The organism is Citrobacter sp. Cf118 (assembly GCF_030334095.1).
Taxonomy (GTDB): Bacteria; Pseudomonadota; Gammaproteobacteria; order Enterobacterales; family Enterobacteriaceae; genus Citrobacter; species Citrobacter freundii.
The window spans coordinates 1-12,302 of the sequence record NZ_JAOWES010000072.1 but is presented as its reverse complement, the minus strand read 5'-3'; the positions used below and the strand labels follow the sequence as shown (position 1 = coordinate 12,302).

The window sequence follows — 12,302 nt, the reverse complement described above, 5'->3', positions numbered from 1 at the left end:
AGTGTGCCCGGAGTTCAGGGCGGGCATGGATGCTTAAATGAACCGCGAGTCTGTCTGGAATATTGAACCGGTAACTCACGATGAGAAACCCAACAATCCCACCGGGTGTGACGGTGGAGAACCTGAGCGGCAGTGACCTGCGGCATGCCCGCAGGGTGATGTAACCCGCTGACAACGGGGATTGAGGCGAGATCACTAAGCCGAGATGATCCTCAAGGTTAAGTACTGAAAGGCTGAAGAACATGAACCCGTTAATCCGCCTCTGTGGGTTGAAAACGTCACCACGGCCTACGTGATCTGACAGGCCGTGCAGGAGGAACTGGCAGTGATACGTAAGCACTGCCGGTCGAAGGTGTTTTGACATGTATGCGAAACACCGGGGCAGCAGCGTCTATCACGCTTGCGTTGCTGACTTCTGCCAACTTGCGGCAAGCAAGGATAAAGAGTGCGACGGGCAGCCTCCTCAGTATGCCTGAGTCCAGGCAGGTAAACCGGGGAAGGTCAGCGACGGATGTTAAGGGGGCATGGCTCCGATGACGCGCTGGCTGGCGGAGCTTCCGTAGTAGTCCGCGATGGGGAAAGCCCATTACATGGCGAAGGGAAGCAGTTTGAATGTGTTTGCGACGTGAATTAACTGACCTAACGAGGTGAAGACCTTTGATAATCAGCGAAATGCAACGCAAGCTTGCCACATGGGCAGCCACCGATCCGTCCCTACGGATTCAACGGCTGCTGCGTCTGATAACACAACCAGAATGGCTGGCTGAAGCGGCGCGGATCACGCTTTCATCAAAGGGGGCGCATACCCCCGGCGTTGATGGCGTGAACAAAACAATGCTACAGGCCAGACTGGCTGTTGAGCTGCAAATCCTCAGGGATGAATTACTCTCAGGCCACTACCAGCCCTTGCCCGCCAGACGGGTTTACATCCCTAAAAGCAACGGCAAACTGCGACCACTGGGTATCCCCGCGTTGCGGGATCGTATTGTTCAGCGGGCCATGCTGATGGCGATGGAGCCGATATGGGAGAGTGATTTTCATACGCTCTCATATGGCTTCCGGCCTGAGCGCAGTGTCCACCACGCGATCCGCACGGTGAAATTACAGCTCACAGACTGCGGTGAAACCCGGGGACGCTGGGTGATTGAAGGCGACCTGTCCAGTTACTTCGACACCGTACATCATCGACTGCTGATGAAGGCTGTACGCCGCAGGATCAGTGACGCACGTTTCATGACTCTGCTGTGGAAAACCATCAAGGCGGGACATATCGATGTCGGTCTCTTTCGGGCGGCCAGTGAAGGTGTGCCACAGGGCGGTGTTATATCGCCGCTATTATCGAACATCATGCTGAATGAGTTCGATCAATACCTGCATGAGCGCTACCTGAGCGGGAAAGCCAGAAAAGATCGGTGGTACTGGAATAACAGTATCCAACGGGGCCGAAGTACGGCGGTCAGAGAAAACTGGCAGTGGAAACCCGCGGTGGCGTACTGCCGCTATGCCGATGATTTTGTCCTCATCGTCAAAGGCACCAAAGCACAGGCGGAAGCCATCAGGGAGGAGTGTCGGGGTGTGCTCGAAGGCAGTCTGAAACTCAGGCTGAACATGGATAAGACTAAAATCACCCATGTTAATGACGGCTTTATCTTTCTGGGGCACAGGATCATTCGCAAACGCAGTCGTTATGGCGAGATGCGAGTGGTCTCAACGATCCCGCAGGAGAAAGCCAGAAACTTCGCCGCATCGCTGACAGCACTGTTATCAGGCAACTACAGTGAAAGCAAAGTCGATATGGCTGAACAACTCAACCGAAAACTGAAAGGCTGGGCCATGTTCTATCAGTTCGTTGATTTTAAGGCCAAAGTCTTCAGTTATATCGACCGTGTCGTGTTCTGGAAGCTGGCTCACTGGCTGGCCCGCAAATACCGTACAGGTATCGCTTCCCTGATGAGGTGGTGGTGTAAATCACCGAAACCGGGTCAGAGCAAAACGTGGGTTTTATTTGGTAAAACCAATCACGGCAAGCTCAGCGGCGAAATACTGTACCGGTTGGTGGGGCAAGGCAAGAAGCTGTTCCGCTGGCGGCTACCCGAAGGTAATCCCTATCTGAGGACGGAGACCAGAAACACGTATACATCGCGCTTTACAGAAGTGGCAATGGCGTTCGCCAGCATTTAAATGGAGAGCCGGATGCGCTGAAAGGTGCACGTCCGGTTCGGGGAGGAGAGGCAGGGAAATAGTCCGACTACGCCCTGCCTCTTACTCTACTCTGGACAGGCAAGCGTTGGGCTTACCTTGCAGTTGTTCTCGATCTGTTCGCAAGGAAACCAGTGGGCTGGGCAATGTCATTCTCGCCGGATAGCAAGCTGACCATCAGAGCGCTGGAAATGGCGTGGGAAGCTCGCGGTAAACCAGCCGGAGTGATGTTCCACAGTGACCAGGGTAGCCACTATACAAGCAGGCAGTTCCGGCAGTTCCGGCAGTTACTGTGGCGTTGCCAGATCAGGCAGAGTATGAGCCGACGTGGAAACTGTTGGGACAACAGCCCGATGGAACGCTTCTTCCGTAGTCTGAAAAACGAGTGGGTGCCAGTGACAGGTTATATAAACTTTAGCGATGCTGCTCATGCGATCACAGACTATATCGTCGGGTATTACAGCTCGCTAAGGCCGCATGACTATAACGGTGGGTTGCCCCCAAACGAATCGGAAAACCGATACTGGAAAAACTCTAAAGCCGTGGCCAGTTTTAGTTGACCACTACACATCGCTTTGCTCGTCAGTCTCTAAAGAGCCTAACATCGCTTTGCTCGTCAGTCTCTATAAAAACTAAACATAAGATCGTAACTTGCGTTTTTCTCGTGAGTACTCGAAAGAACGCCCGTTCCTACTCGCTTTCGCTCAGACAATAAAAGTACTAACAAATAATTGATTGGAAGTACCAACTACCAAGAATTACTACTCAATAGATTATTCAAAGTCTCTTGAAGTGGACACGCAGCCCCGCGAAGTGGGAACGGTCACAAAGAAACCGCCGAAAGGCACAACTAGAGGAATTACTATGAGTACATGGGAACAAATACGAAAAGCCAATAAAGCACGTGGAATGAAGCCAAACGGACTTTATAACAAACCGAAGAAATCCCCACTTAGTGATACACCGCCAGTAGGGGAGGCACTAAAGGAAGTCATACAGGACTATATACGCGACTATAAGAGTACTAAGGGGGAAAGACCTACAACCGCACACCTCAATAATAAATATTCAATAAGAGCAACATCTAATTTTTATAAAGGGTTATAAATGAAATACACAGTAATCAACAACAATAAACAAAATTTCAAAGTACAATATGAAGTGGATGGACTAGAACAACAAGCCCACCTACAAGGCGATACTACGCACTATGGGAGGCTAATAACTGGTAACTCATGGGTACGTATTGCCCGTCACCAGAACGCCACACGTAACGCCTACGGCAAGATTTACGGGGCAGGTGAAGAGATCACACAGCACCATATGACCGAAGAAGAACTATTTCAGAACTCACTGGTAGATCCCCTAACCCATCAAAAGAAGATTGCAGGACTGCTACTGGACGCATTCTATAGTAACAATCAGGAAATGACCGTGGAACTACTGGACACTGTACTAAACCCTAAACCGAAGAAAACAAAAAAGCCCCTCTAAAGGGGCTTTGTTTTTTCTACATGGTATGTTGCGAAGTGCTTAGCAGTAAATGTACCCGATGGGGCATTGTTTCTATGTGTTGTGTGGTAGATGCTTTTCTTTAAATGTTCGTGTCATATGAGCGTTAAAGAACAACGGGGCAATTGAGTCATTCTCTCTTCAGAAATATGAATCTATCAACTGAGTAATTATTGTCATAAATGTCATTGATAAATGTTGAGAGTTTTTCATGAAATGAAATAGCATTCATCATCATTGCATGAAGCTCTTTACATTCGCTGTCTTCCACACTTTCATCTGCATGTGTTAATGAGGGAATAGAAGAAATTGCAATATATAATTCAACACTTAAATTATTATATTTCTTAGTGTACAACTGAAGTGCATTTATTATTTCTTTTGTATAATCACTTATGCCGTAATTAGTTCTATCAATAGATTTCAAAGCATTAATGACAGAGTAAGAGATGATGTATAAGTCAGAAACGAGAGTGTCAGTCTTATTCATAAACTCATCATGTGATTCTTGTAGTTGGCTCCCTTTGTTTAAATAATTTCGGTACATTTTTGCTGAAGTTACTAAATGATTTTTTAAAATTAAGCTAGCAGAACGTATATTAATAAGATCTTGATAAATTGCTTTTTCAATAACACTATAAACAACATCATAATGTTTTTGTGATAACCATGCAGGTGCTTTTAGATATGCTAGGTAGGCAACCCATAGAGTACCTAATGTTCCCAAAGCACTACACCATGCTCCTACTAAAGTTACCCATTCATATCCTTTAGAGCCATGAAATAATATTTTAACACCTACAAAAATAGCAATAATTAATAGCACTGCTACTATAGTAAGTAACAAAAGATTAAAATTCTGAATTTTACATTCATTTTTCATAATTTTTTCCATGAGAACGGATTATAGAGAATAATCATTTAGTGTAACTTACACATGTGTGACCAGAACTGAGCATTGACATTTGATTACCCTTTAACGAAACGAAAGGAAAAGAAGCATAATCAATATTTGCTGTCGTCATATTGAAATGAAGATAATTATCTGATAACTTCATTTCCGTCGCATGAACAGGATATGTTCCTTGCTCTTTTAATGTGACCATAAAAGAGATCGGAAAAAAATGTAAACATGAGCAAATACAAAAATGACCATCATTGAAAAAGCCAACTGACTGAGCTGTTATTTGCCTTTTGAATGGATAAAACCAGTAATAAATGTTATGAGTTGTATCAATATCTAGGTTTTTACCTAATACAAAGCTTCTTAATGGCGTATAAAAAGGACTATCAACAATTGGAAGCATACAATCTTTTACAGATGTTGCAGCAAGAAGGTGTCCAATCATTGCTCTTAGGAATTTATAAGCATCAAATTCAAATGAAATATAATTATGATAGAAAAATTTCCCAGCGAAGTAATCATTTAATTTTTTGATAAACTCCGATGTAACACGACCTATTTCTGCATCCATTGAACCAAGAAGCTGAGAATTGCAATCATGACAAATAGTACGAAAAGTTGTACCATTTTTAGCTTTAATTGGTGGCACATGAGCATTAGAGAAATACTCAAAAATCGTCTTTTGCAACATTGGTGAAGGTTTGGATGCACATTGTGGCGGTACATGATCTTTTTTTAGTTTGCTAAAATTCCCACATATTACACAATATCCATTGTCTATTCTTACATGTTCATTTCTTTCAGAGATAAATTTCATTTTATAATCTCAAAAATTAATTAACTACGAATGTAGAGTATTTCGATACATTGTTCAATTTGAGTTTAATATCTAAAACAAATAGTTTCCAAGGTAAATTAATGCACTAGTAAATATTTAAACTGAAACTATAGATGATAAAAATAAACATAGAACCCCATGTAAATGTGTTGTGTGAACGCATACAACACAGTAATAGTACTTTACCATCAAAAGGAACCTACATACACTATCGATTGTTGGAGGTTTCTATCTATTTAGGGTAGGTTTGTTAGCTGTACGAACGATAGAAACTTCCAACAATCGATAGTGTGAAGAAGTTAAGACCATAAAAAAATCAAGGATACACTATGTCTCGAACTGAGTTTCTACGTTCTCTGGGTGCTACATGTAAAAATGATATGTGGAGTTGGTCATTTATTGATGAGACCAACAAGAGGATTATTTTTGGAGCATGGGAGGATCTTAGATCAGCAGATGCAACTAAAGTTATGATCTTATCCGATGATTGGAATGAAAATGTAAATGGTAGTAAAAAGTTAGGTTATATTCAGGCACGTGAACATCTGAATAAAGTTATATATGAAGGATATCAACTCTACACATTTAGTCAAAAACGAAAAGAGGATATTAATGAAAAGAAAGCAGCAAAAATTGAATCATTCGTACCTATAATTGAATTGAAATATTTGTCAAGAGAAGGTAACGCATGGTATGCCATTGAACAAGAAAACTATAATTATACCCCTGAAGTAGAAGAACACTATTACGAAGGTGATAGAAAAACAAAATGGAGCACTTATTATGAGAGAAACCCTAAAGCTCGCAAGGAATGTCTTGATTTTCATGGTTACAGTTGCAAAGTATGTAAATTTAATTTTGAAAAAACATACGGCGATCTAGGTAAAGAATTTATACATGTTCATCATATCAAGCCTATTTCAGTTGAGAAGAAAAAACATAAGGTTGATCCAATTAAGGATCTTATACCGGTATGTGCAAATTGTCATGCTATGCTTCATATCGGTCAGGATGTACTCACATTAGATCAGTTAAGAGCAAAAATTAGAAAAATTAATGGGAAATGATTTATGAAAATTACATATTTTGTAATATTAGCAATATCTCTATCTCTGATAGGGTGTACAAAAAAAGATAAAATAAAATCATTTACGTGTTCAAATACAGATTTTTCCAAAACTCATTCCGTATCTATTGATAGTGAGGGTAAATTTATTATATATGATGGGCGAAAATTACTACTTAGAAATGCTAGGCTTGGTGAGGATGAATGGAGTTATGCTTACTTCATAGGTAATAATAATGAATTAGTGGCATTCAGTTTTAATGAAAATAAAACGCTCTATCATCACTATACAGATGCACGAAATGATTCTAATAGCTATGATGAGTATGGTGGTTGTAAAAGGCCATAATAAATTGAGATTATGAGTTATAAAAATATATGATCAGTAGAGAAAGGCGGTTATGAAGATATTGATATGGCTAGTTTTACTGCCAACTGTAACTTATGCATCCATACCTAACTTCAAATGTTGGGATATTAAAAATTATGCCATAAGCACAGAGAGCGGCATTTTTGTAACGCGATACTATGATCAAGCTATGTTAGCATATCACTATATAACATCTCCCAAAGATAACGATTACTATAGAGAAATTATAATAGCTAATAGTAAACATGATGATGGCTATTATTATGGCAATATATACCAGGATAGAGAAGGAAATATGTATAACGATATAAAATGTGAAGAGTTTTGATAAATGCAGTTTTTATTAATGGCATCAATCATTATATGGGTAAGATACTGAATGAAAAGGTTATTAATTTTATTATCAGTAATATTATCGACCTCTGTACATGCAGTTACTGTACTTAAGTGTGACGTAGGAATAACTGAAGGCGTTATAGGTACAGTTGATGTCAAATCAGTACTTACGGGTGAAGCAACAGTAATGGACTATCCTGATCATTTTGCAATTAAAGTTTTACATATTAATCAGGAAACTCCGCCTCTTGAAGTTCATGTAATTACTGACATTAATAATGTTAGAAGGATAGTTCATCGTATTACCATTGGTGATTATGTTTACACTCGTGCAAATCCTGATACTGGAAACCATTATGCAATACAGGATATTAAAAATAAAATAAGATATCTAATAACCAACTGTACCGAAGTTAAATCTTGAAAAATTCAGTATAAATGGTCTCAATTTACTTTCTGTTCAATCAATATGCTTAATTATGCGATAAAGGATGTTTTGATATGAAAACCAGTACAAAAATAATCTGGGGTATTGTCTTAGTTGCATCATATTTTCATTTCAAAGATGAGAAAAAAACAACAACTAAATCTGAACCGCAGGAGCAGACAGTTAAAATGACTGCACAAGAAGCACAAGACGCAAAGGATTTTGCACAATCATTAATTCAGTCTAGAGGTTATAAGTGTGATAAAGTTACGACATTTAGTAATGCTAACTTTTCTGGTAGAATCGATATTTATTGCGATGATCAATATCGGTATGAAATCACCAAGCCTGGCGGTCGTTGGGAAATAAAAGCCATTAACTAAATTATTTTTTAAACCCACAAATTTGTGGGTTTTTTATTTCTAAATACTCCTATACAGCATAGGAGTACACGCTATGTTAACCACCTTCCTACACTTTCCCAATGGCACACACAAGGCCATAGAAACGTCCACAAGCTACGATACCTACATCACGTAAAGATAATCTAATAACCGCTCATATCATCACACAGGACGGTTACGGGCTATTCATTGATAACCATTCACTAACGCTCAAGTATAAATACATTCATTAAACTATTCACGATATAGCATTGGTAAGTATAACTACCCAATTAATACTATTGATTCATATAAGGGTAGTGAACATAAACATATTAAAAGATTAATAGAATTACGTGACGAAATAATAAACCACCAAACCGTGGACGGGTACAAAATACCTTATCGCCTCAGTGTGATAGCACTATCATTTATGCAATAAAGTGCATAAACAGTGCGTGGGGGAGTGAGGCCGTCACCTATACCACTAAATAGAAAAACAAATATCTTATTGTTTTGTATGGATCTATAAAAGGTACCCCCCCGTAGCCCCTAAAGGGTGAGGTTTCGCCCACGCATTGATTTGAACATATATGCAAAATAAATGCATGCCCGAAGCGAAGTGAATAATTATGCAAGGAATAATTAAATGAAACCAATTACCCGTACATTATCAAGACAAATACAGGCCGATATGTCGGCGGCAATAGATAAGGGTCCAGTTCCATTTACTAATAGTGCGGTACTATTCTTTTATGCAAAGATTGGTACTAGTGTTACCTGTACTATCATGATTAAGGATATTCAGGCCAAGTACTTATATGATGTAATTGTAAAATCTTCATATATTAATAAATTTGTACCTACCAGTGCGGCAAAGATGACTAAACTGGGGAACATTTCACAATTAAAAAGTGGTTTAGCAAAGGGTAAATATAAGGCAGTAGTGCAGAATGGTAAGAAGTACTTAATTGATATTACTAAAAAAGACACTAAATATAAAACAAAGAGGATAATTGGTGTACGCGAAAGTAAAAAACATAAGCTCGTATATGACTTTTATAATGAGGCAGAACAGGGGGGCTATTGCGATTATAAGCGGCATACAAGGACACTTTAAATTAAAAAGAGGCTAGGCATGGACTTTGAACAACATTTTAATGATGATACACCATACATAACACTTGATGGGTTTACACCAATGGCAAATAGTAAGCCCATTTATAATATTTTCTGAATAAGAAAGTAAAGAAATAACTTAAAAGTAGTGGGTATACTTCATCTCAACATATGAATGTAATTTACGACAAGAAGAAACCAATTAAAGTTGGTAGTACTTTACGTTGGGAATTACGCGGTATGGGTTTTGATGTGATAGTTTTAGGGTATGGTGAATTGTTCGTTAAAGGTCTAAGAGTACATGCATATTGTGTAGGAATCATGGAATGATTAGTATAATTATAGAATTAATAAAATCTGGTCTATCTTTTTTCCAGAAAAAACAAGAGAAAGAAATTGATAAAACTGTAGTTACTACTCAGGAAACTAACGAGACAAACAGAGAAGAAATCAAAAAAGGCTTTAGTGGTCGTAATTTCTTGTTTTATGTTTTGGGAGCAATCATTGCGTGGAATTATATCCTTGTACCTTTACTTGATGTATTTGGAATTGTTTTATTCTCCCTTCCATTGGGTGAGATATTTGCATTGTTGCAATTGATGGTAGGAGGTATGTAATGGTATATGGTATTCAAGTACAGCGTAATGGAGTTATGATGAATGCCGTTACCAATCCAACTAACGTACTAGCAGTTATTACATAAACACAGACGTTTATGATTCATACTAAAAATAAGGAAATAAGTAATGGACTACATTGCAATAGGGGGTCTTATCATTGGATTCTTTACATTTATTGGGCATCTGCTTTATAGACGAAAACAAGAGATATTAGAAGCTGAAAGGCGTATAAGTGATATTGAAAGTAAACTTTTAGTATTAGAAACTAAAACAGAAAACAACGAATCTGATATTGATGAATTGTACGATTTAGTACGAGAACTTTCAAAAATTAAAAGTGATATTTCTGAAATTAAAGGAATGTTAAAATCTAAATGAAGCCCCTTATGGGGCTTTATCTATTTTTGTGGTTATGATTATTTGGCTATTTGTCTCTCTAAATGTTGAGGTGCTTTTTATATTTGGCAAGTACCGTGTTGTTTTGTTTTTAAATTTTTTATAATCCCAAATGATGAATGCTATTCCTAAAATAATTACTAAGGAATATATTAATGTATCGGGGAATTTAAACTTATCATTTACATAAAATGATGTTATGGATGCACTGATAGCTACAGCAACACTAAACACACCAATAAGATCGATTTCCCTTTCTAGAAAATGGTTTATCTTTGTTTTCACGCAATAAGTAGCCGCAATGAATGTCAAGATCAAAGATTGTGTACTAACCCAAAGTGAATATTCAGTATCTGGGCATAGATAAATCAATGCAATATTAGCGGCTATAGATAATAATGTAATGACTATAACTACTGCTAATAGTTTGATGGTTTTCATTAATAATTCCCTAACTACCTGTGCATATATTGTATAAGGGTATTTTATGCAAAAAGTAGATAAAAAGAAATCTACTAATCATAATAGGTCGATGAAGTTAGTGCGTTCTGGTCAATAGATAACATATGTTGATAAAGAGGTTATAAGGGGTATTGATGTTACAGGAATTTTACCATTAGCGTGATTTCTGGATTATTGTATCAGTACTTGATTCTTCCAGTGGTTTAGTGAAAAAATTCTGCTGGATTAGTTTCTAAAGGTTTTTTAAGAATGGTTTATTGCTATTCGATTGGAGGGGAATAAGAGAATACGCTTGCAAATCGTTTATTTAAAGTTCTGTTCATAATCGAGCATTTTTTTATTAATTCTTCAAACTCTTTTTTGAAGTTATTCATTGATCTATTTCTGGCTATGTGGCTTGTATGGGTATCGATGTCAATATTTCTTATCTTATCTTCTATTTTTGACCTGCTCCCCGTTGATTAGTACACCCCGATGTTAGTAATGTCTTCATAAGCCACATGAGGACATCCCCATGAAGAAGCGTTTTTCCGACGAACAGATCATCAGTATTCTCCGCGAAGCCGAAGCCGAAGCTGGGGTACCCGCCCGTGAACTCTGCCGCAAGCATGCCATTTCCGATGCCACGTTTTACACCTGGCGTAAGAAGTATGGCGGTATGGAGGTGCCTGAAGTTAAGCGCCTGAAGTCGCTTGAGGAAGAGAACACCAGACTCAAGAAGCTGCTTGCCGAAGCCATGCTGGATAAAGAGGCGCTTCAGGTGGCTCTTGGGCGAAAGTACTGACGACAGACCAGAAGCGGGAAGCCGTGATGTTGATGTGTGATGCGACCGGTCTGTCGCAACGTCGTGCCTGCAGGCTTACAGGTTTATCCCTGTCGACCTGCCGCTATGAGGCTCACCGTCCGGCTGCTGATGCGCATTTATCAGGGCGCATCACTGAGCTGGCACTGGAGCGCAGGCGTTTTGGCTACCGTCGTATTTGGCAGTTGCTGCGCCGTGAAGGGCTTCATGTTAATCATAAGCGCGTGTACCGGCTTTATCACCTCAGTGGCCTGGGCGTAAAACGCAGAAGACGTCGTAAAGGGCTGGCAACAGAACGTCTGCCGCTGCTCCGTCCGGCGGCGCCCAATCTGACCTGGTCGATGGATTTCGTCATGGACGCACTTTCCACCGGTCGCAGGATCAAGTGTCTTACCTGCGTCGATGATTTCACAAAGGAATGCCTGACGGTCACTGTTGCCTTTGGGATTTCAGGCGTTCAGGTCACGCGTATTCTGGACAGCATTGCACTGTTTCGAGGCTATCCGGCGACGATAAGAACTGACCAGGGGCCGGAGTTCACTTGCCGTGCACTGGATCAATGGGCCTTTGAGCATGGTGTTGAGTTGCGCTTAATCCAGCCGGGCAAGCCAACGCAGAACGGATTTATTGAGAGCTTTAACGGACGATTTCGCGATGAATGTTTGAATGAGCACTGGTTCAGCGATATCGTTCATGCCAGGAAAATTATTAATGACTGGCGGCAGGATTATAACGAATGCCGCCCGCACTCCACGCTGAATTATCAGACACCGTCTGAATTTGCAGCGGGCTGGAGAAAGGGTCATTCTGAGAATGAAGATTCCGACGTTACTAACTGAGTGTTGTATCTAATCGTGGGGGCAGGTCA

The 12,302-nt window shown here is 40.0% G+C and carries 15 protein-coding genes and 1 pseudogene; 13 read left to right on the top strand and 3 right to left on the bottom strand.

Annotated elements, in window-relative coordinates; translation table 11 throughout:
* The first annotated feature begins 672 nt into the window (after positions 1-672).
* The 4 genes and pseudogenes from ltrA (at position 673) to OGX67_RS08190 (ending at position 3,693) form a co-directional block, all read left to right on the top strand.
* Positions 673-2,181 carry a group II intron reverse transcriptase/maturase gene (gene ltrA / locus OGX67_RS08205; RefSeq protein ID WP_001189111.1) on the top strand — a complete coding sequence of 503 codons (1,509 nt, stop codon included), beginning with the start codon at positions 673-675 and terminating at the stop codon, positions 2,179-2,181.
* A gap of 80 nt (positions 2,182-2,261) precedes the next feature.
* Positions 2,262-2,759: pseudogene (locus OGX67_RS08200) on the top strand (IS3 family transposase); the annotation flags it as partial.
* Positions 2,760-3,063: 304 nt separating this feature from the next.
* The gene (locus OGX67_RS08195; protein WP_003845471.1) at positions 3,064-3,306 is read left to right on the top strand and encodes a hypothetical protein; all 243 of its coding nucleotides are present in this window, start codon (positions 3,064-3,066) and stop codon (positions 3,304-3,306) included.
* On the top strand, positions 3,307-3,693 hold the full coding sequence (locus tag OGX67_RS08190) for a hypothetical protein (RefSeq protein WP_003845473.1): 387 nt from the start codon (positions 3,307-3,309) through the stop codon (positions 3,691-3,693).
* A 148-nt stretch (positions 3,694-3,841) separates the two neighbouring features.
* Here OGX67_RS08190 and OGX67_RS08185 read toward each other — a convergent pair whose 3' ends face one another.
* Both OGX67_RS08185 and OGX67_RS08180 read right to left on the bottom strand, forming a co-directional pair.
* A complete protein-coding gene (locus OGX67_RS08185; RefSeq protein WP_257652062.1) occupies positions 3,842-4,594 on the bottom strand; it encodes a hypothetical protein in 753 nt (250 codons plus the stop codon).
* Positions 4,595-4,628: 34 nt separating this feature from the next.
* Positions 4,629-5,432, bottom strand: coding sequence for a chaperonin (locus OGX67_RS08180; RefSeq protein ID WP_071593173.1), 804 nt, complete (start codon positions 5,430-5,432; stop codon positions 4,629-4,631).
* A gap of 350 nt (positions 5,433-5,782) precedes the next feature.
* Between OGX67_RS08180 and OGX67_RS08175 the strand changes: the two genes are divergently transcribed.
* The 8 genes from OGX67_RS08175 to OGX67_RS08140 all read left to right on the top strand — a co-directional run bounded on the left by OGX67_RS08175 (position 5,783) and on the right by OGX67_RS08140 (position 10,152).
* Complete coding sequence (locus tag OGX67_RS08175) at positions 5,783-6,520, top strand: HNH endonuclease (protein WP_257652063.1); 738 nt, start codon at positions 5,783-5,785, stop codon at positions 6,518-6,520.
* Positions 6,521-6,523: 3 nt separating this feature from the next.
* Complete coding sequence (locus tag OGX67_RS08170) at positions 6,524-6,868, top strand: hypothetical protein (protein WP_127702284.1); 345 nt, start codon at positions 6,524-6,526, stop codon at positions 6,866-6,868.
* A gap of 52 nt (positions 6,869-6,920) precedes the next feature.
* Positions 6,921-7,217 carry a hypothetical protein gene (locus OGX67_RS08165; RefSeq protein ID WP_286526320.1) on the top strand — a complete coding sequence of 99 codons (297 nt, stop codon included), beginning with the start codon at positions 6,921-6,923 and terminating at the stop codon, positions 7,215-7,217.
* A 51-nt stretch (positions 7,218-7,268) separates the two neighbouring features.
* On the top strand, positions 7,269-7,649 hold the full coding sequence (locus OGX67_RS08160; RefSeq protein ID WP_127791476.1) for a hypothetical protein: 381 nt from the start codon (positions 7,269-7,271) through the stop codon (positions 7,647-7,649).
* Between the two features lie 77 nt (positions 7,650-7,726).
* The gene (locus OGX67_RS08155) at positions 7,727-8,035 is read left to right on the top strand and encodes a hypothetical protein (protein ID WP_003845482.1); all 309 of its coding nucleotides are present in this window, start codon (positions 7,727-7,729) and stop codon (positions 8,033-8,035) included.
* A 649-nt stretch (positions 8,036-8,684) separates the two neighbouring features.
* Positions 8,685-9,155: a hypothetical protein gene (locus tag OGX67_RS08150; protein WP_225990742.1), complete on the top strand. Its 471-nt coding sequence runs from the start codon at positions 8,685-8,687 to the stop codon at positions 9,153-9,155.
* Positions 9,156-9,480: 325 nt separating this feature from the next.
* Positions 9,481-9,771: a hypothetical protein gene (locus tag OGX67_RS08145; RefSeq protein ID WP_286526317.1), complete on the top strand. Its 291-nt coding sequence runs from the start codon at positions 9,481-9,483 to the stop codon at positions 9,769-9,771.
* Between the two features lie 129 nt (positions 9,772-9,900).
* Entirely contained in the window at positions 9,901-10,152 is a 252-nt protein-coding gene (locus tag OGX67_RS08140; RefSeq protein ID WP_044701683.1) for a hypothetical protein, read from the top strand.
* 6 nt (positions 10,153-10,158) lie between these two features.
* Here OGX67_RS08140 and OGX67_RS08135 read toward each other — a convergent pair whose 3' ends face one another.
* Positions 10,159-10,611, bottom strand: coding sequence for a hypothetical protein (locus OGX67_RS08135; RefSeq protein WP_003845493.1), 453 nt, complete (start codon positions 10,609-10,611; stop codon positions 10,159-10,161).
* 535 nt (positions 10,612-11,146) lie between these two features.
* On the opposite strand from OGX67_RS08135, the gene OGX67_RS08130 reads away from it, so the two are divergent.
* Positions 11,147-12,273 (top strand): IS3-like element ISSen4 family transposase gene (locus tag OGX67_RS08130; RefSeq protein ID WP_286525769.1). Its coding sequence is split into 2 segments (ribosomal slippage): positions 11,147-11,411 and positions 11,411-12,273, totalling 1,128 coding nucleotides; the frame shifts between segments, so codons are not numbered across the junction.
* The last annotated feature ends 29 nt before the right edge of the window (positions 12,274-12,302 follow it).

What these genes read in the sequence shown, in the direction of transcription:
- ltrA (WP_001189111.1), top strand. Translation starts at nt 673, where the DNA reads ATGCAACGCAAGCTTGCCACATGGGCAGCCACCGATCCGTCCCTACGG.
- OGX67_RS08195 (WP_003845471.1), top strand. Translation starts at nt 3,064, where the DNA reads ATGAGTACATGGGAACAAATACGAAAAGCCAATAAAGCACGTGGAATG.
- OGX67_RS08190 (WP_003845473.1), top strand. Translation starts at nt 3,307, where the DNA reads ATGAAATACACAGTAATCAACAACAATAAACAAAATTTCAAAGTACAA.
- OGX67_RS08185 (WP_257652062.1), bottom strand. Translation starts at nt 4,594, where the DNA reads ATGAAAAATGAATGTAAAATTCAGAATTTTAATCTTTTGTTACTTACT.
- OGX67_RS08180 (WP_071593173.1), bottom strand. Translation starts at nt 5,432, where the DNA reads ATGAAATTTATCTCTGAAAGAAATGAACATGTAAGAATAGACAATGGA.
- OGX67_RS08175 (WP_257652063.1), top strand. Translation starts at nt 5,783, where the DNA reads ATGTCTCGAACTGAGTTTCTACGTTCTCTGGGTGCTACATGTAAAAAT.
- OGX67_RS08170 (WP_127702284.1), top strand. Translation starts at nt 6,524, where the DNA reads ATGAAAATTACATATTTTGTAATATTAGCAATATCTCTATCTCTGATA.
- OGX67_RS08165 (WP_286526320.1), top strand. Translation starts at nt 6,921, where the DNA reads ATGAAGATATTGATATGGCTAGTTTTACTGCCAACTGTAACTTATGCA.
- OGX67_RS08160 (WP_127791476.1), top strand. Translation starts at nt 7,269, where the DNA reads ATGAAAAGGTTATTAATTTTATTATCAGTAATATTATCGACCTCTGTA.
- OGX67_RS08155 (WP_003845482.1), top strand. Translation starts at nt 7,727, where the DNA reads ATGAAAACCAGTACAAAAATAATCTGGGGTATTGTCTTAGTTGCATCA.
- OGX67_RS08150 (WP_225990742.1), top strand. Translation starts at nt 8,685, where the DNA reads ATGAAACCAATTACCCGTACATTATCAAGACAAATACAGGCCGATATG.
- OGX67_RS08145 (WP_286526317.1), top strand. Translation starts at nt 9,481, where the DNA reads ATGATTAGTATAATTATAGAATTAATAAAATCTGGTCTATCTTTTTTC.
- OGX67_RS08140 (WP_044701683.1), top strand. Translation starts at nt 9,901, where the DNA reads ATGGACTACATTGCAATAGGGGGTCTTATCATTGGATTCTTTACATTT.
- OGX67_RS08135 (WP_003845493.1), bottom strand. Translation starts at nt 10,611, where the DNA reads ATGAAAACCATCAAACTATTAGCAGTAGTTATAGTCATTACATTATTA.